The 24506-nt window shown below is 56.0% G+C and carries 30 protein-coding genes; 11 read left to right on the forward strand and 19 right to left on the reverse strand.

What is annotated here, in order from left to right; all coding sequences use genetic code 11:
• The first annotated feature begins 9 nt into the window (after positions 1–9).
• The 9 genes from ACOCF6_RS10025 to ACOCF6_RS10065 all read left to right on the forward strand — a co-directional run bounded on the left by ACOCF6_RS10025 (position 10) and on the right by ACOCF6_RS10065 (position 6764).
• Complete coding sequence (locus tag ACOCF6_RS10025; protein ID WP_482460242.1) at positions 10–786, forward strand: carbon-nitrogen family hydrolase; 777 nt, start codon at positions 10–12, stop codon at positions 784–786.
• Between the two features lie 70 nt (positions 787–856).
• Complete coding sequence (tolQ, locus tag ACOCF6_RS10030; protein WP_482460243.1) at positions 857–1528, forward strand: protein TolQ; 672 nt, start codon at positions 857–859, stop codon at positions 1526–1528.
• 2 nt (positions 1529–1530) lie between these two features.
• Complete coding sequence (gene tolR, locus ACOCF6_RS10035; RefSeq protein WP_482460244.1) at positions 1531–1944, forward strand: protein TolR; 414 nt, start codon at positions 1531–1533, stop codon at positions 1942–1944.
• Positions 1944–2720, forward strand: coding sequence for an energy transducer TonB (locus ACOCF6_RS10040; protein WP_482460245.1), 777 nt, complete (start codon positions 1944–1946; stop codon positions 2718–2720). Before tolR ends, ACOCF6_RS10040 begins: the two co-directional genes overlap by 1 nt.
• Positions 2721–2740: 20 nt before the next feature.
• Positions 2741–4030 carry a Tol-Pal system beta propeller repeat protein TolB gene (tolB, locus tag ACOCF6_RS10045; protein WP_482460246.1) on the forward strand — a complete coding sequence of 430 codons (1290 nt, stop codon included), beginning with the start codon at positions 2741–2743 and terminating at the stop codon, positions 4028–4030.
• A 143-nt stretch (positions 4031–4173) separates the two neighbouring features.
• Positions 4174–4758: a peptidoglycan-associated lipoprotein Pal gene (gene pal / locus ACOCF6_RS10050; RefSeq protein ID WP_482460247.1), complete on the forward strand. Its 585-nt coding sequence runs from the start codon at positions 4174–4176 to the stop codon at positions 4756–4758.
• Positions 4759–4969: 211 nt separating this feature from the next.
• Entirely contained in the window at positions 4970–5278 is a 309-nt protein-coding gene (locus tag ACOCF6_RS10055; protein WP_482460248.1) for a DUF2845 domain-containing protein, read from the forward strand.
• Between the two features lie 97 nt (positions 5279–5375).
• Entirely contained in the window at positions 5376–5801 is a 426-nt protein-coding gene (locus tag ACOCF6_RS10060; protein ID WP_482460249.1) for a C-GCAxxG-C-C family protein, read from the forward strand.
• Between the two features lie 129 nt (positions 5802–5930).
• The gene (locus ACOCF6_RS10065) at positions 5931–6764 is read left to right on the forward strand and encodes an MBL fold metallo-hydrolase (protein WP_482460250.1); all 834 of its coding nucleotides are present in this window, start codon (positions 5931–5933) and stop codon (positions 6762–6764) included.
• A 33-nt stretch (positions 6765–6797) separates the two neighbouring features.
• Here ACOCF6_RS10065 and ACOCF6_RS10070 read toward each other — a convergent pair whose 3' ends face one another.
• Positions 6798–7694 (reverse strand): DUF6268 family outer membrane beta-barrel protein, encoded by an 897-nt coding sequence (locus ACOCF6_RS10070; protein ID WP_482460251.1) that lies wholly within the window; start codon positions 7692–7694, stop codon positions 6798–6800.
• A 240-nt stretch (positions 7695–7934) separates the two neighbouring features.
• Between ACOCF6_RS10070 and ACOCF6_RS10075 the strand changes: the two genes are divergently transcribed.
• Complete coding sequence (locus ACOCF6_RS10075; RefSeq protein WP_482460252.1) at positions 7935–9773, forward strand: phosphoenolpyruvate carboxykinase (GTP); 1839 nt, start codon at positions 7935–7937, stop codon at positions 9771–9773.
• A 59-nt stretch (positions 9774–9832) separates the two neighbouring features.
• On the opposite strand, the gene hypA is transcribed toward ACOCF6_RS10075, so the two are convergent.
• From hypA to ACOCF6_RS10095, 4 genes are all read right to left on the reverse strand, one after another.
• A complete protein-coding gene (hypA, locus tag ACOCF6_RS10080; protein WP_482460253.1) occupies positions 9833–10168 on the reverse strand; it encodes a hydrogenase maturation nickel metallochaperone HypA in 336 nt (111 codons plus the stop codon).
• Between the two features lie 85 nt (positions 10169–10253).
• Positions 10254–10466 carry a hypothetical protein gene (locus ACOCF6_RS10085; RefSeq protein ID WP_482460254.1) on the reverse strand — a complete coding sequence of 71 codons (213 nt, stop codon included), beginning with the start codon at positions 10464–10466 and terminating at the stop codon, positions 10254–10256.
• Positions 10467–10609: 143 nt separating this feature from the next.
• Positions 10610–10942, reverse strand: a complete 333-nt coding sequence (locus ACOCF6_RS10090) for a cytochrome C (RefSeq protein WP_482460255.1) — start codon at positions 10940–10942, stop codon at positions 10610–10612.
• Between the two features lie 70 nt (positions 10943–11012).
• Positions 11013–11801: a TatD family hydrolase gene (locus ACOCF6_RS10095; protein ID WP_482460256.1), complete on the reverse strand. Its 789-nt coding sequence runs from the start codon at positions 11799–11801 to the stop codon at positions 11013–11015.
• Positions 11802–11833: 32 nt separating this feature from the next.
• Between ACOCF6_RS10095 and ACOCF6_RS10100 the strand changes: the two genes are divergently transcribed.
• Complete coding sequence (locus tag ACOCF6_RS10100; protein WP_482460257.1) at positions 11834–12907, forward strand: TIGR04283 family arsenosugar biosynthesis glycosyltransferase; 1074 nt, start codon at positions 11834–11836, stop codon at positions 12905–12907.
• A gap of 20 nt (positions 12908–12927) precedes the next feature.
• On the opposite strand, the gene cls is transcribed toward ACOCF6_RS10100, so the two are convergent.
• The 14 genes from cls to ACOCF6_RS10170 all read right to left on the reverse strand — a co-directional run bounded on the left by cls (position 12928) and on the right by ACOCF6_RS10170 (position 24506).
• Complete coding sequence (gene cls / locus ACOCF6_RS10105; protein WP_482460258.1) at positions 12928–14124, reverse strand: cardiolipin synthase; 1197 nt, start codon at positions 14122–14124, stop codon at positions 12928–12930.
• 14 nt (positions 14125–14138) lie between these two features.
• On the reverse strand, positions 14139–14795 hold the full coding sequence (locus ACOCF6_RS10110; protein ID WP_482460259.1) for a fumarylacetoacetate hydrolase family protein: 657 nt from the start codon (positions 14793–14795) through the stop codon (positions 14139–14141).
• Positions 14796–15006: 211 nt separating this feature from the next.
• A complete protein-coding gene (gpmI, locus tag ACOCF6_RS10115) occupies positions 15007–16539 on the reverse strand; it encodes a 2,3-bisphosphoglycerate-independent phosphoglycerate mutase (protein WP_482460260.1) in 1533 nt (510 codons plus the stop codon).
• 17 nt (positions 16540–16556) lie between these two features.
• A complete protein-coding gene (locus ACOCF6_RS10120) occupies positions 16557–17015 on the reverse strand; it encodes a 23S rRNA (pseudouridine(1915)-N(3))-methyltransferase RlmH (RefSeq protein ID WP_482460261.1) in 459 nt (152 codons plus the stop codon).
• Positions 17012–17431 carry a ribosome silencing factor gene (rsfS, locus tag ACOCF6_RS10125; protein ID WP_482460262.1) on the reverse strand — a complete coding sequence of 140 codons (420 nt, stop codon included), beginning with the start codon at positions 17429–17431 and terminating at the stop codon, positions 17012–17014. The genes ACOCF6_RS10120 and rsfS overlap by 4 nt, the downstream gene beginning before the upstream one ends.
• A complete protein-coding gene (gene nadD, locus ACOCF6_RS10130) occupies positions 17422–18072 on the reverse strand; it encodes a nicotinate-nucleotide adenylyltransferase (protein WP_482460263.1) in 651 nt (216 codons plus the stop codon). Before nadD ends, rsfS begins: the two co-directional genes overlap by 10 nt.
• The gene (locus ACOCF6_RS10135; protein ID WP_482460264.1) at positions 18069–19193 is read right to left on the reverse strand and encodes a GspE/PulE/PilB domain-containing protein; all 1125 of its coding nucleotides are present in this window, start codon (positions 19191–19193) and stop codon (positions 18069–18071) included. The genes nadD and ACOCF6_RS10135 overlap by 4 nt, the downstream gene beginning before the upstream one ends.
• 240 nt (positions 19194–19433) lie before the next feature.
• Positions 19434–20234, reverse strand: a complete 801-nt coding sequence (gspN, locus tag ACOCF6_RS10140; protein ID WP_482460265.1) for a type II secretion system protein GspN — start codon at positions 20232–20234, stop codon at positions 19434–19436.
• A gap of 29 nt (positions 20235–20263) precedes the next feature.
• Entirely contained in the window at positions 20264–20812 is a 549-nt protein-coding gene (locus tag ACOCF6_RS10145; protein ID WP_482460266.1) for a hypothetical protein, read from the reverse strand.
• Positions 20809–22122 carry a type II secretion system protein GspL gene (gene gspL, locus ACOCF6_RS10150; protein ID WP_482460267.1) on the reverse strand — a complete coding sequence of 438 codons (1314 nt, stop codon included), beginning with the start codon at positions 22120–22122 and terminating at the stop codon, positions 20809–20811. The genes ACOCF6_RS10145 and gspL overlap by 4 nt, the downstream gene beginning before the upstream one ends.
• Positions 22123–22143: 21 nt before the next feature.
• The gene (gene gspK / locus ACOCF6_RS10155; protein ID WP_482460268.1) at positions 22144–23076 is read right to left on the reverse strand and encodes a type II secretion system minor pseudopilin GspK; all 933 of its coding nucleotides are present in this window, start codon (positions 23074–23076) and stop codon (positions 22144–22146) included.
• Positions 23073–23690: a GspJ family type II secretion system protein gene (locus ACOCF6_RS10160; protein ID WP_482460269.1), complete on the reverse strand. Its 618-nt coding sequence runs from the start codon at positions 23688–23690 to the stop codon at positions 23073–23075. Before ACOCF6_RS10160 ends, gspK begins: the two co-directional genes overlap by 4 nt.
• A complete protein-coding gene (gene gspI, locus ACOCF6_RS10165) occupies positions 23668–24009 on the reverse strand; it encodes a type II secretion system minor pseudopilin GspI (protein WP_482460270.1) in 342 nt (113 codons plus the stop codon). Before gspI ends, ACOCF6_RS10160 begins: the two co-directional genes overlap by 23 nt.
• A complete protein-coding gene (locus ACOCF6_RS10170; protein WP_482460271.1) occupies positions 24006–24506 on the reverse strand; it encodes a pilus assembly FimT family protein in 501 nt (166 codons plus the stop codon). The genes gspI and ACOCF6_RS10170 overlap by 4 nt, the downstream gene beginning before the upstream one ends.

Raw genomic sequence — 24506 nt, forward strand, 5'->3', positions numbered from 1 at the left:
GACATTGCAGTGAAAACTATACATGCCGCAGCAATCCAGTTTACCGTTACCCAGGGCGACGTGGACGCCAACCTGGCCTATGTCCGCGCAGCCCTCAAACGGGCTGCAGCTCAGGGCGCCAACCTGGCCGTTCTGCCGGAGATGTGGTCATCCGGCTTTGCCTACAGGAATCTGAATGAACTGGCCGGGCGCACCGCCGGAATTGTAGCGGAACTGCTGGAACTGTCGCGGGAACTGAAACTGGTGATAGTCGGCAGCATGCCCGAACCGCACGGAGACAAGGTCTTCAACACGGTCTATGTGGCCGATAACGGCACTCTGGCCGGGATCTACCGCAAACTGCACCTCTTCTCGCTGCTGGGCGAGGACAAGGCCTTCGACAGCGGTGACTCCTGGCTGCTGGCCGAGACCTCAATCGGCAAGGTCGGCGTGATCATCTGCTACGACCTGCGCTTCCCGGAGCTTTCCCGCCGTCTGGCCCTGGAAGGTGCCGCTGTGATCTGCGTGCCGGCCCAGTGGCCCAAGCCGCGCCAGGAACACTGGCGCACCCTGCTGCGGGCGCGGGCCATCGAGAACCAGCTCTTCGTGGTGGCCTGCAACGCCTGCGGACTGATCGGCAAACTGGACTTCTTCGGCATGAGCATGATCATCGACCCCAAGGGCGAGGTACTGGCCGAGGCGGGCGAAACAGAGTGTGAGATCACTGCACAGCTGGACCAGCAGACCATGGCCGACTGGAGAGCGCAGATACCCTGCTTCAACGACCGCCGGCCCGAGCTGTATTGATTTTAACTTGACTTGACCACCTGTTAGGACTACGTTTTTACTTTATTTTTATCCTTTGGAGGTGCTTTTCGTGGCCTTGTTACTTAGCGCCGGCATCATTGTCAAACTGGTCCTGTTCCTGCTGTTGTTCTTCTCGGTCGTCTCCTGGGCCATCATTCTCTTCAAACTCGTCCAAGTGCATCGCGCCAACGCTGAATCCGAGCGATTCATGGATTTCTTCTGGAAGTCAAAGCGCTTTGACACCATTGCCTCCCAGGTGGATCGCTTCGTCAATTCTCCCCTGACCGTACTGTTCAACGAAGGCTACGGTGAACTGAAAAAAGTTGTTGAAGCAGACAACAAAAGCGACAACAGTTCCATGAGTACCGACCTGGGCGGCATCGAAAACGTATCCCGTGCACTGCGACGCGCCACCAACTCGGAGATCACCCGCCTGGAGAAGTACCTGACCTTTCTGGCCACCACCGGTTCCACCTCGCCTTTTATCGGTCTGTTCGGCACGGTCTGGGGCATCATGACCGCTTTCGAAAGTATCGGCAAGACCGGTTCCGCCTCGCTGGCCGTGGTCGCCCCGGGCATTGCCGAGGCGCTGATTGCCACCGCCATCGGCCTGGTGGCCGCCATCCCGGCGGTTATGGCCTACAATCATTTCCAGCATAAAATACGCGTACTGATCAACGAAATGGACAGCTTTTCCACCGAGTTCCTCAATATCGTGCAGCGTAATATTTCGGGTAAATAGCCATGGCCATGGGCGGACGTAACGATAACCGGGGTATCATGGCAGAAATCAACGTCACGCCGCTGGTGGATGTCATGCTGGTGCTGCTGGTGATCTTCATGGTCACCGCGCCGATGATGCAGCAGGGTGTGCAGGTCAACCTGCCCAAGGCAGATACCAAGGCCATGACACCGCTGGAGGATACGGTTGTCGTGACCGTTGAAAAGAGTGGCAAGATTTTTATCAACAAGGAACAGGTCCCGGCTGTTGACCTGCGCGGCAAGCTCTCCACCATGTTCGCCACCCGTGAAAAGAAAGAGGTTTTCCTCAAGGCTGACGCCGGGGTTCCCTACGGCGAAGTGGTCAAGGCCATGGCTGATATCAAGGGCGCCGGCATCGAGCGCCTCGGTATGGTAACGGAACCAGCAGCTAAGTAATGAGCTCCCGTCCGCTAGCAAAAGACACCGGCATGGGTGTCAGTTTCATTGTTTCAGCCGTCATCCACCTGACGGTTTTTTTATTGGTGCTCTGGCGTGGCGGCCTTATGGCGCCCCTGAAGATCCAGGAAACCTATTACGTGGATATTGTCAACCTGCCGGTGGCCTCCCCGCAGGCCGGCAGCCCGAGCCAGAAGGGCAATGACACGCAGCCGGCACCGGTACCTCCCAAAGCCCCCGCAACTCCCATGGCCCTGCCGCAACCGCCCAAGACAGGTGCCAAAACTCCCGCCAAACCGCAGAAGGCACCCGCCAAGGGCAAGGATTCGGCGGTTGAATCTTCAGCCGAATTCGCCGAACGTATGGCCAAAATGGAGCGAGCGGCTGAAGCCAGGCAGGAAGAGGCTGCCTTGGCCCGCTTGCGGGAAAAGGTCAAAAACCAGGGCACCGGGCGCGCCGGCATGCCGAATGGTACCGGTAAGGAAGCCGGCAGCGACTACCTGGCCTACCTGCAATCACGCCTGAAGGACGCTTTTCGCGGCACCATCAGCTATACCAGTAAAAATCCCGAGATGACGGTCCGTCTCTTTATAGACACTGACGGCAAGCTGTCCCGCAAGAAGACCGAACGCAGCAGTGGTGACCGGGCCTTCGAGATTTCCGTATTGCGGGCCATCGATACGGCCAGTGAAAAATTCACCCCGCCACCTAATCGCAAGGTCTTCGAGGGTGTCTTTGTCTTCAAACCCGATGGAACTATTCAGAACAAAAAATGAATTCATTGAGAACAACTACTATGACTAAATTATTTATTGTCTTTCTCTTTCTCCTGTCACTCCCAAGCGGGTTATACGCCCAAAACGGGAGTCCCGAAGCCGTTGAAGTCACCGCACCCGGCAACAAGCAGCTGAAACTGGCCGTAGAATATCCACGCAACCTGAATCCGGCTACCGGCACGGTCGCTGCCACAGAGATGGGTGATGTGATCACCTTCGACATGAATATGTCCGGTGTCACCGTTGCTGAAACACGCCCGCAGACAACCCTGTCCGGCGGCAATCTGGCCGAGACCGCCTTCCTGCCGTGGATGACCGCCGGTTTTGACCTGCTCGTGCGTGGTGAATACAGCATCACGGGAGAGAATTTGACTGTCGAGTTTCGGCTGTTCGACCTGGTCAACCGCAAGCTGATGACCGCCAAACGCTACCTGGGCTCAACCAGGGATCTGCGTCGCTTTGCCCATGCCTTTTCCGATGAGATCATGCTGGTTGTGACCGGTGAAAAGGGGGCCTTTACCACTCACATTGCCTATGTTTCCAGTCAGACCGGGAACAAGGAGATCGTGATCATGGACTGGGACGGCCATAACCTGCTGCAGCTGACCAGAAACGGCTCCATCAACCTCAATCCCGACTTTTCACCCGATGGTCGCGAAATCATCTTCAGTTCCTACAAGCGCGGCAACCCCGATCTGTACCGGCGGGCACTCTCCAACACGGTCGAGGTTCCGCTCTCCAATCGCAAGGGACTGAATATAACCGGGGCATGGTCGCCCAACGGCACCAGAATCGCCCTGACGCTCAGCAAAGACGGGAATTCCGAGATCTACAGCATCGCCAGGGACGGCAGCAATCCGACCCGTCTGACGTCCAATCCCGCCATAGAAGTTTCACCGACCTGGTCACCTGACGGCAAACAACTGGCCTTTGTATCCGACCGACTGGGCAAACCGCAGATTTTTGTCATGAATGCCGATGGCAGCAATGTGCGCCGCCTGACCACCAGCGGCGGTTATAACGTCAACCCGCGCTGGTCGCCAAAAGGGGACAGAATTGCCTATGCCCGTATGCAGGGCGGCGCATTCCAGATCTATACCATCAATACCGACGGAACGGGAGACACCCAGCTGACAACAACCGGCAGCAGCGAGAACCCGACCTGGTCACCTGACGGTCGCCTGTTGGCTTTCAGCTCAAAACGGGGAGGGGTTGAGGCCATCTATGTCATGCGGGCCGACGGCAGCGGCCAGGTGCGGGTCAGCCAGGGCAAAGGCCGCAGCACCCAGCCGGCCTGGTCGCCGCGCTGATCATCTGTTTGTCAATGATTTCACGGAACTTTTTGAAATAATTCACGATTAGCAATTGCAAAACGACTTGCGTTATGTATAATTTCTTCATCTTTTTGACGACTCAGCGGTGAGCCGCATTTTCTTTTTAAAGGAGTTTTATCATGAAACGAGGGATGATCACACTGTTGGCGGGGATGTGCCTGGCAGCCATGGTGACTGGCGGCTGTGCAAACAAGGATGTAGTAAAAACCGAGGAACCGGCGGCCGTTACAGCCAAAACCGGAGCGGCCAAAGCAGAGACCGGGAAGGAAGCTGACAAGGCTGCGCAACAGCCTAGTGCCAAAACAGATGAAGTCAGGATTGCAGAAGCCAAACCTGCAGAGCCTGCTGCAGCGATAGCACCGGCCGCAGCCAGCCTGGAAACGGTCTACTTTGATTTCGACAAGTCCGACCTGCGACAGGATGCCCGAAATGTCCTCGCAAAGAACGCCGAGATCCTCTTGAAATCCAAGCAGGGTTCAAATCTCAAGATCGAGGGTCACTGCGATGAGCGCGGATCAGCAGAATACAACCTGGCTCTGGGAGAGCGCCGCGCCAAGTCGGCAATGCAGTACCTGCTTACTCTGGGAGTTCAACCGGAGCGTCTTTCAGTAATCAGCTTCGGCAAAGAAAAACCGGCCGTTCAGGGTAATGACGAAGAGGCCTGGGCCAAAAACAGAAGGGCTGAGTTCGTACTGGTCAAGTAGTTCTCTCCTTCACATTGTTCACACTCAAGCCGAAAAGTGCCCGTCACTTTTCGGCTTTTGTTTTTCAGATTCGATTATCAACGGATCCTGATCCGTTTGCCCGGGATACGTTGATGAGGCTTTTTGCTATAGTCACCTGGCAGGTTCCCCTTGACATTTTTCATGCCAGCACATATTGTTTTTCATATGTATTTCAAATCAGGAGTTGACTATGAAATTATTTTGGATCCTGGCGGCTATCCTGGTTTTCTCTGTACCTGAGTCCTTTGCCGACAACTTTCGCTGCCCCAACGGCAGCATCGTTTCCAGCGGCGATTCAATTTCAGAGGTCATGGTCAAATGTGATTCCCCCACCAACAAAATCAAGCGGACCGACAGCGAGGAAACCTATAAGGGCCGGGTTCGCTATATCGAGGTCGAGGAGTGGACCTACAATGAGGGTCCCCATACCCTGGTTCACTATCTCACGTTTAGAAACGGTGTACTGACAGAGGTAAAAACCGGGACCTTCGGGCGATAGTTTTCTGCGACGGGATCATACCGTCTGCCATCAACACGGTTCCCAAAGCCTCGCAGTCTACATACTAACGATATAACATTCACGCAGAGGAGTAGTAATGTTCTGGTCAAAAAAAGCAGAGCCATCATTGGAAGGCATGGAACTGGCCGAAATTTGTCGTCTGGAGGCTGAGACGCTCTACCGCGCCGGGACGCATCATTGCGCCGAGGCGGTCATGGAGGCCATCCGTAAACACTTTGCTCCGGGCGTGCCGGAGACCATTGTCGGCACCGTCTCCGGGTTTGGCGGCGGCTCCAGTGTTGGCTGCATCTGTGGTGCGGTGTCAGGAGGCACCGTTGCAATCGGTTTGGTGCTGCATGACAAAAAGGCGACCACCCACCTGACCAAGGAGCTGCATAGCTGGTTCAAGGAAAAGTACGGCGTGACCTGCTGCAAAACGATCCGTCAGACTCACAAGGGAGTCTGTCCGGTATTAACGGGTGAAGTTGCTGGCAAGATTGCAGAAATGCTGGATAGGAAATAACAACAAAGGGATTCTGATGAAAAAAGCATTCTGCATTGAGCAGATCGTGCGAATTGAAGCCGGGGGGGTTACGATGTTCAACATCCTGTTTCCAACGGGTGAGCAGCGTACCCCGAAGAGCGGCTGAATATGTCGTTTCGAATCACCATACTCTGTGAAAACTCCGTCGGTCCCATCTCCGGCACGCTGGGTGAGCACGGCTTTGCCGCTCTGATCGAGCCGTCCGTTGGCGAGCCGCTCCTGTTCGATACCGGCCAGGGAGCAACGCTCCTGCACAATGCCCGGCGCTTGAACAAGGATCTGTCACTCTGCAGCACGGTGGTTGTGTCACACGGCCACTACGACCATGCCGGGGGACTGCTGCCGCTGCTTACAGAGTGCGGCTCCAAAGATGTGTATGGTCATCCGGCCATATTCACTCCCCGCTTCCGGGTAAAGGACACCGGAGAGTGCCTGGCGATCGGCATGCCCCACAGCAGGAACGCGCTTGAAGAGGCCGGAGCCGGATTCAATCTGTCGGCAGTTTTTCGCGAGATCGCACCGGGCATGTTCCTGAGCGGAGAGGTACCACGTGTAACAGCATTCGAGATCGGTGACAGGGGGCTTTACTGCGACTGTAGCGGACAGAAAATCGACAGCACGCCTGACGACCAGACACTGATTCTGGATACGGACAGGGGCCTGGTACTGCTCATGGGCTGCTGCCATGCCGGTGTGGTCAACACGCTGGAGCATGTGGCACACTGCATGAACAGGCGCGATGTGTATGCAGTAATTGGCGGCACACATCTTGGGTTCTGCGGCAGGGAGCAACTTGAGACGACAATTTCCACCCTGAAAAACTGGCGTATAAGAAAAGTCGCACCCAGCCATTGTACCGGTTTTGCCGCTTCGGCATATCTGTCGATAAAAATGCCCAAGGAATTCCAGATTGCAAACGTTGGCTTTACCATGGAAGTCTGATCTCGTAGTCACTTCCACACCTGCACAGATATCCTACCAGCCCACCTCCAGTGATATCTTCAGAAACGGTGCATCGTCCACCCTCACATCAGGCCGGTTTCCGTCATAAAAAACAAATTTCCGTTCAAAGGCATAACCAACCGTCGTAGAAAGCTTGACGGCGGGAGCGGGCATATAATGGACCCCTGCCATGCCTTTGTAATCGCCGTATTTTATGGCCCGGGCCCCAATCGAGCGATCCTTCAGCTCATACTCGTCGCTGGCAAATTCTCCGGCCACAAATAGTTGAAGCCGGCGTGATGCGTTGTAGGTGACACTGGGGCGCGGGGCAATCAGGTCGATTTTCCAGTCCGGACCGGCCTGATAGCTGAATCCCAATGCAGGAATGAACTGGCTGGAGTGGTACCCGAATCGATAAATAAAACCACCAACCACAGAAAGCCCGTTTTCAAAGCTGTAGCCACCCAACGCCAAGCTCGGCATGCGCAGGGCATCACCGTCAACCTCCTTGAAATCACTATAGAGACCCGGATATAGCTTTAAACTGGCGAAAGACCTGTCATTGATGCGATACGTACCACCAACCTCCATGAAAATCGCGTGCAAATCCTCCGGCAATGCCGCCGAAGAAGTGCCATCAATGTGCTTTAGTCCATATCCGCCTCCCAGGGTCAGGGTTGTACGATCATCGGGCTTAATGTTGCGTGCTATTTTCAAGCGATAATCGCTGATAGCCAGATCGCCGGTAATACCCCGCAATTCGGATGAAGCATACTGTCCGATTGAAAGCTGGGCATTCCAATCCGAAGAAGATCCGCCGCTTCCCCAAACCGTTTTGGCAGACTCAGTTTCGGTTCCGGCTGCCAGGCAACTACCTGCAAAATTTCCAAGCAACAGCAGAAGCATTCCCAGCGAGTAACAGTTTTTCATGGCGCACCCCTTTACTTTGCCTAAAATTACATCTGATACTGTACCAGTAGCTGAACAGGCATCATAGTGAATAATCATGTCAATAGATACGACATCATTATCATTTTTTTTCCATCAAACGATAAAACGCTTTTGCATTTTGCCCCCCCCCGTGTTATTTAATGTCGGTAAACATTTCGGATTTGGATGCACCCGTTCTACGTTATTAAGAAGTTCACTATCGTGGGGAGGAAACAGCGTATGAGTTACGAAGTAAAGAACGTCCAACTGCTGAAGTGGGTTGGTGAAGTCGCAGCATTGTGTGAGCCTGAAAAGATCCATTGGTGTGATGGTTCACAGGAAGAGTATGATGAACTTTGCAATCAGCTGGTACAAAGCGGAACCTTCAAAAAACTGAACCCCGAAAAACGCCCCAACAGTTATCTGGCCTGTTCTGATCCGGGTGATGTGGCCCGCGTCGAAGATCGCACGTACATCTGCAGCATCTCCAAACAGGATGCCGGACCAACCAACAACTGGATGCATCCGAAAGAGATGAAGGAAACCCTGACAAAGCTCTTCAAGGGCTGCATGAAGGGCCGTACCATGTACGTGATCCCCTTCAGCATGGGCCCGCTCGGCTCTCCAATAGCAAAAATCGGCGTTGAGATTTCCGACTCCCCCTATGTTGCCGTCAATATGCGCATCATGACCCGCATGGGCAAGGCGGTTACCGATGTACTCGGCAATGGTGAATTCGTGCCCTGTCTGCATTCGGTAGGCGCCCCGCTTGCTGCCGGTCAAAAAGATGTGCCCTGGCCCTGCAACAAGGAAAAATACATCGTCCACTTCCCCGAGGAGCGTTCCATCTGGTCCTTCGGTAGCGGCTACGGCGGCAATGCCCTGCTCGGCAAAAAGTGCCTGGCCCTGCGCATCGCCTCAAAGATCGCCAAGGATGAAGGCTGGCTGGCAGAGCACATGCTGATCCTGGGCATTGAATCGCCCAAAGGCGAAAAAACCTATCTGGGCGCCGCATTCCCCAGCGCCTGCGGCAAGACCAATCTGGCCATGCTGGTACCACCCGAAAACTTCAACAAGAGCGGCTGGAAAATCACTACCGTCGGCGACGATATTGCCTGGATCAAACCCGGCCCGGATGGCCAGCTCTATGCCATCAACCCGGAGTATGGCTTCTTCGGCGTTGCCCCCGGCACATCCGCTAAAACAAATCCGAATGCCATGGCGTCCTGCGCTGCCAACTCGATTTTCACCAACGTTGCCCTGACCCCGGATGGAGATGTCTGGTGGGAAGGTATGACCGACGTGAAGCCACCGGTCCTGACCGACTGGCAGGGCAACAAATGGACACCGGACTGCGGCAGGAATGCTGCCCACCCCAATTCACGATTTACCTCTCCGGCCAGCCAATGCCCTTCCATCGATCCTGAATGGGAAAACCCCAAAGGCGTTCCGATGGCGGCCTTTATCTTTGGCGGTCGCCGCAACAGCGTCATTCCTTTGGTGTATCAGTCGTTCAACTGGAGCTTCGGCGTCTATCTGGCCGCCACCATGGGTTCCGAGACAACCGCTGCCGCCACCGGCGCAGTCGGCAATGTTCGCCGGGACCCGTTTGCCATGCTCCCATTCTGCGGCTATCATGTGGCCGATTATTTTGCCCACTGGCTGCAGGTCGGACGGACGACACCCAAGCCACCGCGCATCTTCAGCGTCAACTGGTTCCGCAAGGATGCCAACGGCAACTTCCTCTGGCCGGGTTATGGCGAAAACATGCGTATCCTGAAATGGATTGTAGAGCGTTGTAACGGCAACGCAGCCGCAGTTGAAAGCCCGCTGGGATGGATGCCGCGCTATGAAGACCTGGACTGGACCGGTCTGGACAATGTCACCCGCGAGCAGTTCTATGAACTGATGTCGGTTGACCGTGATGTCTGGAAGGAAGAGATCGTTTCCCACGAAGAGCTCTTCGTCAAGATGTATGACCGGCTGCCAAAGGAATTCCTGCACATCCGCCAACTGATCCTATCCGGGCTGTGGCGCTCACCGGAGCATTGGGAGCAGTTTAACCCGACCGTCGACTAATTCAGTACTTAGTGAAATAGTAGATCACAAGAAAGGGCGCCCGCAAGAGGCGCCCTTTCCTATTCGTCAACCTCTATCTCCCTGACCCGCATCTCCTCGCCGGTCACAATCCTGACCCGGTAGCTGCCGCAGCTCTGGCAGGCGCCGAACATGGCCGTAAGCGGCGTCTCAGCACCGCAATCCAAACAGAGGCCGCTCCCGGGGATGCGGATGATCGTAAGCCGTGCCCCCTGCAGCAGGGTATCCTGGCTGCAGGCTTCAAAACAGAAGGCAACCGCCTCGGGAACCACACTGCTCAGTTCGCCGATCTCAACATCCACCGACAACACCCGTCGACCCCCGGCGTGCCCTTCACAGATATCAATGATCCCCTGGGTAATCGACATCTCATGCATATCTCATGCTCCCCGGCCAATTGCTGGATAAAAAAAAGCCTGCGGATAAATCCGCAGGCTTTTCAGACCAACTCCGTTTCCGGTATTAGTGTTTTTCAGGAGCTTTAGGAGCTTCTGCAGGCTTGGCAGCATCAGCAGGAGCTGCGCCGGCTTTAGCAGACATAGGAGCCTGAACAGGCTTCGGTGCCTCAACAGCAGGAGCAGGTGCAGGAGCAGGAGCTTCTTCTTTTTTCTTGCAGCCGGCTGCAAAAACAGTAGCAAGTGCGAGTACCAGTGTCAGTGTGATCATCTTTTTCATTACGTCACCTCATGTTTTGAATTTACCATTTGAACGCTATGCGCATGGTTTTAAAAATCGATATCCAAATATACTCGGAACTTTTTTTCTGTCAAGTTTTTTTTCATTTAATTTTAATACGCGCTGGTATCTATAATTTGAAGTCAGTGATGAAATCGACCCTTTCGGTCGCGATGGGCCGGGGTCGGTTCCTTATGACATTCAAAGCACCGCAGTTCCTCAACCTTTTTCGTCTCAATCGGCGACTCCTGCTTCCCTTTAAGCGCAAGATTGTACTCCGGGGTCTGAAATGACTGACGGCCACGCTCATCTGCTACCGTTGCCGCCTGATAGGCAATCTGCCAGTTCGTGCTGATCGCAACGGTGTGGCACTGGTCGCATCCGCCGGGCGGGGGGATGCTCTTCCAGGCTCCAAACATGGCACACCCTTCAAGACCCATAAAAACCGTGAAAAGCACCAGAATGGCAAACTTCATGGCAAACTCCTGTGCACCTGAAATAAATTTAAAACGAATGCTAGCACAGCCCGCGGCAAAAATACAGCATTCAAGACTCCCGCATCCTCTCCAGAACCTTAAGGCTGACGGTACGACTGGATTGAGCGACTACAACCGGCTCAACCTTTTTGATCATGGCCACCTCACGAAGCGTTTCCAGGATGTAGGCCGGCTGGTTGAATAAACCCCGATAGCGCTGCGGCGTCAGGTCCGGGGCGTCGGTCTCCAAGACCATACTCTCCAACGGCAGTTCGCGGACGACCCTGAGCGGCCTGACAGCAGTAGCTCTGGTCAGCACGCCGGAAATGGAAATGACAAACCCGAGCCGGATGAACTCTCTGGCCATTTCAGGAGAGCCGGAAAAGGCGTGCATGATGCCCCCCACATGTTGAGCCCGTTCCTCCTGCAGAATCCGCAGCGTCCGCTGAAACACCCGGCGGCAGTGAACCAGCACCGGCAGCCCCAGTGATACTGCCATGCGTAATTGGGCTCGGAAGGCCTGCTCCTGTCGTTCCAGTGACACAGTATAAGCCGGATCAAGACCGATTTCACCGATGGCTACGCCGGCAGCTGCACGCTCCGCCAACTGCGACAGGATGTTGTCATCCACTATGGCAGCGTGCATGGGATGGATACCAAAGGCCGGAAAGATTTCATTATGCTGAGCTGACAAAGCAGCCATGCGCCCCCACCCGCCAGGATGAACTCCCGGGACCACAAACTGTTTCACTCCGGCTTGGCGTGCTTGGCAAAGCACATCCGGCAGGTTTGAACGCAGAGGTTCCAGGTCCAGATGGCAGTGGGTGTCGATCAGGCCGGGCCAATCTTCGGATTGCAATTCTACCTCATTGCGATACACTGTTGCCGCCCATGATCAATACTCCACCCGAAATGTCAATCATCGTGCCGCTCCTGAATGATGCCGCTGAACTGCGCGGTCTGCTTGAAAGCCTCGCCGAACAGGAAGGTGTCCGCTTCGAAGTGATCCTCTGCGACGGCGGCTCTACTGACAACATCCTGGATCTCGTCACAAAATGGCAATCTCGCCATTTTTTCACGTTACGACTGATCGAAACCCCTCGCGGCCGGGGAATCCAGATGAATACCGGTGCTGCCGTTGCTAGCGGAACCACCCTGCTGTTTTTGCATGCCGACTCCCGCTTTAGCCGCAACGATGCCCTTTTGACCGGAATTCAGGCTTATAAAAACCAGCAGAACAGCGTATCACCACCCTGTGCCGCCCGCTTCAGACTTCACTTCCGCCGTAGCGCAACCAGCCCTTCCCTGGCCTACTACTATCACGAGGCCAAAGCCCGCCTGAACCGGGGCGCCTGCATCCGCGGGGATCAGGGCTTTTTGATCAACCGCACAACCTTTGAACAGCTCGGCCGCTTCGACTGCTCGCTCCCGTTCCTGGAGGATGTACGACTGGCTGCACTGCTGGCCGACAAAGGCGAGTGGTTGCTGTTGCCGGCAAACATCTCCACCTCGGCCCGACGCTTCGAGCAGGAGGGCTTCTATGAGCGCCAGGTGGCCAACGTGATCATCGTCAATGCTGTCGAAACCGGCTGGAACGAGTTACTGACAGCTGTGCCGGGGCTCTACCGCTGCAGTGGCGTCAGCGGCCGGCTGTCCCTGTTTCCGCTCCTGGATGGTGTTCGCAGCATGATCGCCGGCCACGATCGGCGGTGGCGGATTGCCTTCTGGCAGGCCACCGGAGGTCATGTCGCCGCTAATGCCTGGCAGATCTTCTTCTGGCTGGATGTGCGCAAGGCTTTTCGCTCCGGGTGGTCTGTTGATGATGTTGTGCCTGGCTGGCTCAACGTTTTTGACCATCGCCTGAAACCCCTGTTCGAATCCCGTTTGGCGTCCGGTCTGGCAGAACTGCTCACCCGCCTCTGGCTCTGCTGGATGCTGCGCCGCACCAGAAAAATCACTTCATGAATGCTGCGGAGTTCCCCGCCTCACAGAAACCAGCTGAAAAGACGGACAACCCGCTCCATGAAGCGGATCAGCGGCCCGCGCCGCTCATGAGCATCCAGTTCAACTAAACGGGAGCCGTTTATCTCCTCCAGCAGCAGCTCCCGGATCTGCCCACCAAACTGAACGTTATCCACCAGGCAGTTGATCTCGAAATTGCGATGGAAGCTGCGCTGGTCAAGGTTGGCCGAACCGATGACCGTCCGCTCCCCGTCGATCAGCATGACCTTGGCGTGCAGGATCTCCCGCTCCATTTCAAATATTTCAACCCCACCCCTCAGCAGTGTCGCATATGAGCTTCTGCCGAGCAGCAGGACCAGCGGCACATCACTGCGCGCCGGCAGCAGCAGCCGCACCCGCACACCCCGGCGCACCGCCCGCAGCAGGGAGCGGATGATACGCGGGCCGGGTACAAAGTAGGGTGTCGCTATCAGGATTTCTTCAGCAGCAGAAGCAATATTGACCTGAAACGCTTCACGGATATAGGAGCGCCGCTGACGGGGACCGCCGCTGATGATATTGACCGCGGCATCCCCGATTTTCCGGCCGTGGTGTCTGGACCATTCTATCGCAACCCGTGCAGCAGTCTCGTCCCGTTCACTGTGCCAGGTATCGTTGAATATCGACACCAGTTCACCGACCGCCTCGCCCCGGACCGTGAAGCCCAGATCACGGAAGTTCTGTTTGTCTGCCACACAGCCGGCATACTCGTCACCGATATTGAAGCCCCCCAGAAAAGCCAGGGAACCGTCGACAATGGTCATCTTGCGGTGATCCCGCTTATCGAACCAGTATACGCCGCGCTTGAAGGAGGGCACATTGAAGGGGAGCAGTTCGATGCCCTGCTTGGAAAGGTTTTTGAAATAGGAGGCGGGCGTTTCAAGACAACCGATATAATCGTAGATCAGCTTGACCACGACACCGCGCCGGGCAGCAGCCGCCAGCTCATGGGCAAGTCCGCTGCCGATGTGATCATTGTGTATAAGATAGTATTCCAGCAGGATCGTATGCTCTGCGGAACGGATTGCGCTGAACAGCGCCTCAAAAAACTGTCTCCCGCCGTGAAAAAGCTCGACGCTGTTGTGGCGGTGGGTAACCGGCAGCTCCAATGGGCGCAGCCGTCGCAACAGGCGTACTATCCTGGAAAACCGCTTTTTATGTTTGAATTGATTTTTTCGCACGCGATTACAACACGCTACGCAACGGGAATCGTCAGGCGCCCGACTGTGCCGATCTCCGCCGTCATGACGTCGCCAGCCCGCACCTGACCGACTCCGGCCGGCGTTCCGGTCAAAATGACATCGCCCGGTTCCAGGGTGAAGATGGCCGAGATGTGGGCGATGATCTGGGGAATGCGGTTGATCATGTCGGAGGAGCAGCCATCCTGGCGGGCCTCGCCGTTGATCGCCAGTTTCAGGTTCAGGGTATGGGGATCGGGAACCGCAGCGGCCGGGACGAATGCAGACAGCGGGCAGGCGCTGTCAAAACCTTTGGCAATCTCCCAGGGCAGCCCCTTGGCTTTCAGCTGGTTCTGCACGTCGCGCAGGGTCATGTCGATGGCCACGCCGTAGCCGGCGACATGCTCCAGTGCCCTGTCAGCCGGCACCGCCCGGCACTGTTTCCCGATCAGGAGCGCCAGCTCGACTTCGTAATGACACTCCTGCGAATAGGGAGGGATCCGCACCTGATCGCCATCGCCAATGACCGACGAGGCCGGTTTCATGAACAGCACCGGCGCCGCCGGGGTTTCGTTGCCCAGCTCCCGGGCGTGTTCGGCATAGTTTCGTGCCAGGCAGACGATCTTGCCGATGGGAAATTCCTGGTTGGTAGCGGGGATTTTTGCGGTTTTCATGGCACCTCCATCTATTGATCATGTTCATTGCGCTAATTATGTAAGTTTATCGAACAGGTCCGTAATGAAGTCAACTGTTTTACAGCGGATACTGGCCCGGATCGCTCTTCCGTTGCCTCATCCATGGCATCTTTACAATCAAAAGCCGCCCAATCAGGATGGATCTGACCGGGCGGCTTGGATATTCACAATATATCGGGTTCTATCTACATCAAATCAGGCTCTCCCCGGTCATCTCCTGCGGTTGGGCAAGCCCCAGCATCCGCAGCATGGTCGGCGCAACATCGGCCAGACAGCCACCTTCCCGCAGCTTCGCACCCTTGCGGCTGTCATCCACCAGCACCAGCCAGACCGGGTTGATTGTATGGGCGGTGAACGGTTCTCCGTTTTCATCCTGCATCTGCTCGGCATTGCCATGATCGGCGGTGATCAGCAGCGCTCCCCCCTTTTCCCGCACCTTGGCTACAACCCTGCCAACACAGGTATCGACCGCCTCGACCGCTTTGACAGCCGCCGCTTCAATGCCAGTGTGCCCGACCATATCGCAGTTGGCGAAGTTGAGGATGATCACATCGTACTGATCCTGATCCAGCAGCTTGAGCAGCTTGTCCGTCACCTGGTAAGCACTCATCTCCGGCTTCTGGTCGTAGGTGGCGACCTCTTTCGGTGAAGGGATCAAGGCACGGTCCTCTCCCGGAAAAGGGGTTTCCACGCCGCCATTGAAGAAAAAGGTCACGTGGGCATATTTCTCGGTTTCGGCAATGCGCAGCTGTTTCAGCCCGGCATCGGCCAGCACACCACCCAGGATGTTGGTCAGCTCGGTGGAACCAAACGCAATCGGCAGGCTGAAGGTGGCGTCGTACTCGGTCAAACAGACATAATCGGCCAGTTTCGGCCAACCGGTGCGCTTGAAGCCGTCAAACCCATCCAGGGCAAGCGCCCGGGTAATCTCGCGGGCCCGGTCGGAACGGAAGTTGAAGAAGATGAAGCCATCGCCATCTTGCACCTGGCCGACAGGAGCGCCTTGCTCGCAGATTACGGCCGGAACGACAAATTCATCATAGATCTTGGAGGCGTAGCTCTGCATTATAGCCTCCTGCGAGGATACACACAGGTCACCCAGGCCGTGCACCATGGCGTTATAGGCCTTTTCCACCCGCTCCCAGCGGTTGTCACGGTCCATGGCATAATAGCGCCCCATCACGGTCGCTATTTTCCCGACGCCGATCCGCGTGATCTCCGCTTCCAGCTGAGCCAGATACTCGGCACCGCTTTGCGGAGGCGTGTCGCGGCCATCCAGCAGGCAGTGCACATAAACCTCCTGCAGACCTTCGCGCTTGGCCAGCTCCAGCAGGGCATACAGGTGGGTATTATGGGAATGCACCCCACCGTCCGACAGCAATCCGGACAGGTGCAGCCGACCGCCGGACGCCTTGATCTTGGCGATGCAGTCAAGAAGAACCGGATTGCTGAAGAAGTCCCCATCCAGAATGGATTTGGTCACGCGGGTCAGTTCCTGATACACCACCCGACCGGCCCCCAGATTCAGATGTCCGACCTCGGAGTTGCCCATCTGGCCATCCGGAAGGCCCACCGCCATGCCGGAGGTGCGAACCGGGACATGGGGGAATTCTCTCAGCAATCCGGTCAAATTGGGGGTTTTCGCCAGGGCAACGGCATTATGGGCCGGGTTGGGGTTGATCCCCCAGCCGTCAAGGATCATCAGGATCAGTGGTTTTTTCATGGGAATTACCTTTCGGTTCAATGATGATATGGTTCGCCATTCAAGATCGTAAACGCCCGGTACACCTGTTCCAGCAAAAACACACGCACCATCTGGTGGGTAAAGGTCATCTTTGACAACGCCAGCAGGCGCCCGCGGCGGCGGAACTCTTCTGAAAATCCATAGGCACCGCCGATGACGAAGACCATCTCGCCAGTGCCGCTGTCGCGCTGTTTGCCGATGAAAGCGGCCAGATCAGGTGATGTCATCTGGTCGCCGCGCTCATCCAGCAGGATCAGCACTGCACCGGCCGGAATCTGCTTCTCCAGCCGTTCGCACTCGCGTCGCCGCATCTCCTCAGCCTCGGCACCCTTTTCATCGCGCACTTCGCACACTTCCAGCGGTGCATAGTGCTTGAGACGGCCGGTGTATTCGGCAATGGCTTCTTTAACCCAGGCATCACGACTCTTGCCAACCAGCAGAATCCTGATTTTCAAAAATCGGATTCCTTGTGGGCCTCGCGGATCGCCTTGGGCAGTTCCAACTGCGGCGCCATGCTCCACAGACCATCCAGGTCATAGCGACGGCGCATTTCATCATGGAAAATATGGACCAGCACATCACCGTAATCCATGACGATCCACTTGCCTTCGTTGGCGCCCTCTATGTCGTTGACCTTGCCGTATTTCTTCAGGCCGATGCGGATACTGTCCGCAATAGCCTGATTTTGGCGATCAGAACTTCCGGAGATGATCACCAGAAAATCGGCGATTGACGAGACCTTGGAAATATCCAGGGCGCGGATGTCATAGGCCTTTTTGTCGAAGGCCAGTTCGGCACATTTCAGGGCGCGCTCCGGAGAACTCAGGGGTGCAAGTGCAGCTTCTGTTGTTTTTGTTTTCTTTACAGGCATTCGGTATAGATCCTTTGGGTGTTGATATATGCTTCCACGGTGGATGGGACAAGATAGGTAATCGAACGCTCGCTGGCCACCAGTTGGCGGATTTCCGTAGATGAAATATCCAGCGGGCAGCCCTTCAGAAAGTGCACAAACTGTCCGGATACATGCTGCAGCCGGTGCGTTTCAGGAATATAGTCAAACTCACCTCTGACAGCAAGCGGCAGCGCTGCCATTGGGTCCGTAACCGGACGGCCGGGACGTTCAATCACGATCAGATTGCATGCTCGAAAAATCTCCGCATAACGATGCCACATACCGATCTCAATAAACGAGTCGCTGCCGATGATAAAATACAGCTGGTCCCCGGGGAACTGCGCCTGGAAATAGCTGATCGTGTCAATGGAATACGACTTGCCTGGGCGCTGCCCTTCTATGTCGGACAGCTCAAAGGCCGGATTACCGGAAATGGCCAGCCTGACCATCTCGCAGCGTTGCGAGAAGGCGATCTCGCCAGCCAACGGCTTGTGGGGCGGATCTGCGGCCGGTATGAATACCACCCGCTGGAGTCCCAACAATTCCCGCGCCTCCTCCGCAATCCGCAGGTGGGCAAGATGTATTGGATTGAATGTACCGCCCATCAGGCCAATGTTCATGTCATCAGGATCTTGTTCTTGATGATCAGCATCTCAAAGGCCAGCGAAGCCTTGCGCACCAGCCTCTGCAACTCGGTCAGGCGACGACCGAGGGCTTCCATGTCGGCCGTTACCAGCACGACCGCCACGACCTTGTTAAGCATGATTACCGGCAGTACCAGCAGAGACGTTTCGGAGCGGAGCTGCAATTCCTTCAGAATCAGCCGGTTTTCAGGCGTATTGACAAGTGTCCCCATGGAAAACGTTCTGTTTTCAATCACATCATAAAGCACCGAAGGTTTGCTCAACAACAGGCTCACTTCGTCAAAACCGGGAACATTTTCACCATTACTGACCCCGCGCCAGCCTACTGCAGCGTTCGCACGAACAATAAACAGGGCTGCGGTGCTAAACTCCTGCCCCAGGTACTTGATAAAGACATTGGCCACATCATCGCGTGTACGGGCAGCCGCAAAATCCATTGAAACCCGGTCAACGGTATAGCGGCTCACATCTTCCGAAAGCATGTACACATTATCCGGCTCGTCGCCATGCATGCTGGCGAAACCCTCAAACTCGACCGGGATGGTGACATTCAGCAGCTCACCGGAATCGGTAAAGGCCGGCATGGTAATGGTCGCCGGCATGCCCACCTCACCGATTCCGCTTTTACGTCTCTGGTCCGCCAGCTGCTGGTAGCGGAATTCACAGCTTATGATCTGGTAATATTTGGCCAGAGCCCGTGAGATCTGGACATCCGGGGCAATGTACGGCTTAACCACGTTGCCGGTGACAAACCCGATTTCCTCAATGGCAGCAAAGTCAGTCGGGTCGATCATCGCCAGGCTCAGGCGATTGCCCTCCAATTTCAATGGCACCACATGGTACGCTTCGACCAGCTGGCGGGGGAATTTCATGAGCAGTTCCTTGGGGAGTGCCGCAAGTTCCTTGCGACCGACACAGGGAACCCCCAGTTTTTTGCTCAGCAGACCTGCCAGCACATCTTCGTCAATGTATCCCATCTCGACCAGACTGCTTCCCAGCCTGATGCCGTAAATCATCTGGATTTTGAGAGCTTCTTCCAGCTGATCCTTCGTAATCATTTTTTCGTTAAGCAGCAGCTCACCAAGTTTTAGCGCCATAGCTCTACCTCTCCACAATTGACAGGAACCAGCCCTGACAAACAGGATCGTGTACATTCCATTGTATATACTGCCAGAAAAAAGCAGAAAAGAATATGTAACTTACTACACCTAAATCGGGATAGTGCGTTCACGCACTAAGCCGTCGGAATAAAATAACTGTCACATATTCCATGGCAAAAACGGCATAAGGTGCCGTAACAAAACAACAAGAATGTAACGGTTATTTCGTAACGGCACCTAGATTATTTCAGGCTTCAACAACGTTCCCCTGATGGGTACCCGGTAAACCCCCGGCGACGACGAATACTTGGCCAGCACCAAAAAAACCAGTTTTTGCGAGTCCAAAAATTCCGGTTTGGGCATAATCTCAAGCACCAGGTTAAGCGGCGCATTGGCCGTCATGGGCAGATCGCCGGACAAGCGCATATAAATCCCGGCGCCCTGAAGGGTAAAGCTCTCCAAACGGGCCGTGCCGTCCGTAACCCGTACCATGCCCTGCGACGTCAGCTTTGAAACATCCGGCAGAGCAAAGGCGCCCAGTTTTACTCCAGACAACTCCAGTTGCTGTACTTCAAACTGAAATTCCCCATTCAAGCCTTTTGTATCCCGCATGACGCTGCCCGAACTCCGCAGAACGCCGCCGGCCCTGGCCTTCAGCACGGATTGAAAAAAGGGAATCTCTCCCAGCCCGATCCCATCCGCCTTGAGAATAAGCGCTTCACGTCCGGTCAGGCCGTAGTCCAGGTTGAGGTGGCCGGCGCCAATAGCAGCCTGGGAACGAAACACTGCCCGCCCCGTCAACAATCGCAGCAGCAACGGCCGTACATTCAGCCGGGTGAAACTGACCAGAGCACCCTGTTCGGAAGCCAGCGCAGCGTTGTCCCAGGCCAGTCCGGGCAGCATGGTTTTATGTGCCCCGGGGGCCAGACTCAGCCCCTGTGTCGAAAGAGCCCGGGCAACAGCTGTATTGATGCGGCTGGTAGGAAAGAATAGGTACACCAGAATCAGAAACAGGCCAAGCGCGGCCAAAAACAGCACTATCCCTCGCACCAATCGCGGGTAATTCCTCACCTGGCCGGGCTCGGCAACGGCTTGAGCAGGGCGATCGTCAATGCCAGATCAAAGCGCGACGGATCGTCAAAGCGCACCCGCATGTTGCTTTTCTTTATCGTTATGGGGCGACTCCCCTTTTCAAGTCGGTAGATCAGGTTGAGCATTTCGTTGGCCGTCACCCCCTCAATGCGCACATCGGCCGCATCCTCCACGAAACCTATGCGCTCCTCCCCCTTGAGCGGAGTAATTTTAACGCCTTTGCCCCTGATACCGATCTCTTCAATGATTTTGGCAGGGGTATCTTCCGGACGCAGCATGGCCATCCTTCCGGACAGCTGCTCAGCTGACATCCGGGCCGTGCGATACGCGAACTTGAGCGGCAGCAATTCCTTTAATACGTTTTCACGGGCCGCGCGCTTGCGTTCAAGTTCTGTTGTTTTCGCTGCCAGGAACGACCATCCCAGGATAACACCCAGCAGGGCGATCAGGGCATACCCCGACCACAGTCTGCTGCGCGCATCCAGGCTGCGCCACATATCAACAAGCGGGGCAAGACGTCTCATTTGCTGGTCTCCTTGAGCATGCCGGACAGAGAAAAGGTGACCGTGCCGTCAGGGCGGCTCTTGATCTCGCCCGATTCGACCGCTGACATCAGTCCCGCCAGGGCGGTCTTGAACTCGCTGACCGCCTGGGCAGAACGGGCATCGCCCTTTACCCGCAGCGTGCGCCCTTCCAACTCGGCTTCGTAGAGACCGTTAATGGTCGTCCCCTTGGCCTCGGCCAGCTTCTTGAAAACATCCAGCACAGCAGCGCTGCTTTCGCCGCCGGCCAGCTTCCTGAGCTCGCCCCGCACCTCGGCCAACTCATCCACCGCCTTGGTGCGGTTCGGGAATATCTCACGGTACAGAGTCGATATAGAGCTGTTCAAGGATGCGATATTTGCTTTGACAGCACGGTACTGCAAACCTTTGTAGACGAACAGGAGCACAACCGTAACAACCAGCAGCACAGCGGTCAGGACAAGTTTTTTGCGAAGTTTCTTGCTGCCGGCGGTCCAGGCCAGGTCACCCCGCCGAAAGTCCGGAAGGCCTCCGGCGTGGCAGGCACGCGCCACGGCATACAGCCCGGCCAGCTGTTGAAAAGCATCTTCAGTTCTGAACATGGACGCCAGGTCGTCCGGCAGTTCCAGCTGTTCAATCTCCAACGGGAGTCCGACCATGGCGGTCAACTGTTCGACCTGTTCGCCAAAAACCAGCAAACGGGTCGGCAGCCCACCGGCGGACAGCTCCAGAGCAGCCAGGGTTGCGGCAAGCTGTTTGCGGGGCTCGGCACCATCCAGCGCCCGCAGATATGCAAGCCGACCTTCCGCGATGACCGCCACGGCCGTACCGTCGCTCACCACGCAATCAGGCGGGATACCGGGCAGGTAGGCCCAGCCAAAGGCCTCTGCGCTGACAATCTGCGGTTCGCAGCCCGCTTCACGAAACAGATCGACAGCCAGGGCGATTTCGGTTCGCTTAGCCCATAATGCCAGGAACCTGCCATCGCTGGCCGGCAGCACATCAAAGACAGCCTCTTCAGCAGGCAGCGCAATCTCGCCCTGCAAATGGGCCGGCAGTATCTCACGCACCTTGCGCAGGTCAGTCAGCGGCAATTCCACGGTCCGCTGCGCGTACAGTGCCGGAGGGAGGCACACCACAACCCGGGGAGAACCGCTGATACCGGAGGCGATCTGCGCTGCAACCGCGGACAGGACCGTTTCATTGTCGAGAGCAAATTTCGCTGCGCCGCCCAGTGCAACCGACCGCCCGGAGATTGTAAACCGGGCAGCAGCAACATTGTCCTCTGTGATCCTGATTATCAGGTAGTCCATAGTGTTCCCATGTTCATTTGATCAATATTCCTGCCACGAGAGCAGTACAGGCGTCCCGCCGGACATCTGCAGCACAGCCTCTACTGTCCGGGCTGTCTCTTTTACCCGGGCAACTGAGGTTATTCTGAAAAGAGTGCCCTTGACGCTTGCGATTCGACCCAGTTTATTAGCAATTGTTTCACCACCAGCTATCCGCGAGAGCTCACCGAGGGTCTTGAATGGTTGCAGGCGTCGTTCTTCCAGGATACGTTCCGCCATACGGTCGTCAATTCCCGCATCCAGAGCTGAGAGCACTTCCTTGGAAGCCGTGTTGATGTTGACCTTGGCCATGGTACCAGGCATCCAATCCGGATCTGCACTGACGGTAACGAACGGCCGCAACTTGTCAACGATCTCCGGCGTGAACCCCTTGACCAGCGACAACTCGGCAATTGTCGCCAGCTTGGCATTGGCGGCAGCATAGGGCGGTTTCAGCGCCCGGTAATAGGGCGTCTCCGCGCTGTTGGTACGCGGCACGGAGTTGCTGTCCATCCAGTCCGCCAGGGCATTCCAGATGTTTTCCGGTAGCTGCAACCGCTTGCAGAGTCTTTGCAAGACAGCCAAAGTGTCCGGTTCATCGTCCCCAATAGGCGTAATCAAGCCGTTGAGACAGATCCTGCCGCTTTCCTCAGTAATGGATATTTCAATAGTACCGGTTTCATCATCCAGCTTGATGGGCGCGGCCCAGGCATCGGTCAGTGATGTGTACTCTTTTCCCTGCAGGGACACCTGGAGCAGCTTCGTGCCGCCGGTTACGCCTGACTCGGCCAGGAGCGAAGCCTGCTGACCATCACGGAAGCCGCGGCTGATGGAAACATCGACATAAATCTGATGAATCATTTCCACCAGAACCGCTACCATCAGGGCAGTCAAAACCAGGGTCATGACCAGGGCAAAACCCTTCTTTCCTTTCATTGGGCGCTCACCATGGAAGGCGCCAGGGCAGTGAACTCGACCTGTTGGCCGTCTTCTACAACCTGCACGGTAATGCGCAGCATCTTCGGCAGGGCACCGTTCAAAGCGGTGTCCCAACTCCTGACCCACTTCGAGCCGTCATAGCATTCCACCAGAAAACTGCTGATCCGCTCCATCTGCGGGTAACCCTTGGCATCAGGGGCTTCGAAAAAGATATCCTGCTCCCGTCTGGTCAGTATCCGTTGTTTGTCCAGGTCATCCATGCGGTAGCGGACAGCGATGATGCCCGATTCTTTCCGACCCTGGCCCGATGGTGGAGTCATGGTTGTCAATTCCAGGTTGGAGGCCGGCTTGCCAAAGTGATCCCGGTCCTCGACAACAAAGCGCAGGCGCTTATCAGTTCGACTGTAGGCAACAGCGGCAAATTCCCGCCTGATCAGGTCCAGGGTGCCGCCCAGCTCGCGACGGGCCTCCATCCCTTCGGAAGCACGTTCCCTGGCCCGCAGAACGGTAAAATAACTCCCGTACACGGCAGCGGTGAGTATCCCCAGCAATACGACGGCAACCAGAATTTCCAGCAGCGTGAAACCCTTATTTGAGGACGTAACGCACAAGCGCCACCTCCCGTTTATCACCACTGCGCTGAACCCTGACCACCAGCTTCTGCAACAAAGGGTACTGGGTTGCAACGAGCTCGGCCCGCCAGGTAACATCCGGATGAAGGGGGCTAAAGGTACCCTCACTCTTTTTCAGCGCGCCGGCTTGCTGTTCAAGTTCAATCAATCGGGTCCTGGCCAGGATGGTCAGCGTTGTACTGTCACGTTCTGCTGACAGTATGTCGAGATGGTAGTTGACCGATTCAAGCACGGTCAGAATAACAGCCGCCATGATGGCCAATGCTACCATCACTTCCAGCAGGGTGAAGCCCCTCACAGCGCCTCCTCCCGGTAACCGTCGTAGACCTTGACCTTGCCGCTCGCCGGGAACGCCATCACAGTCCAGAACCTGTTGTCAGGCGAACGCAGATGAATAACCACAAAATCCCGCAAACCGCCCGCTGCCACGTCCAAACGAACCTGGCCATCGTTGATTTTGCCCAGACGGGGGATGGTCACATCCGCTAGGATGATGCCTTCCTTGACCGGCCGCTTCTGAAGCAATGGATCGTCCGGCCGCTTTTCGCTGCCGTCTGCCGCCGCTTCCAACACCTTCACACTGTCCGTCCCCGGTTCCATGCGCAGGTAATAGGTCGCTCGGCCCGTGGCGGCCCGGTCCTGCATATAGCGCAGCGTTGAAGCCAGTGTTCTGGCGGATATTTTCAGATTCTCGCTATCGGACGACGGCAGGCGCGGTATCACCAGCATCAGCACCATGCCGATGATCGCCATCACCACGGCAATTTCTATCAGGGTGAAACCGCGTCTATTCAT

It is taken from the genome of Geobacter psychrophilus, assembly GCF_056821595.1.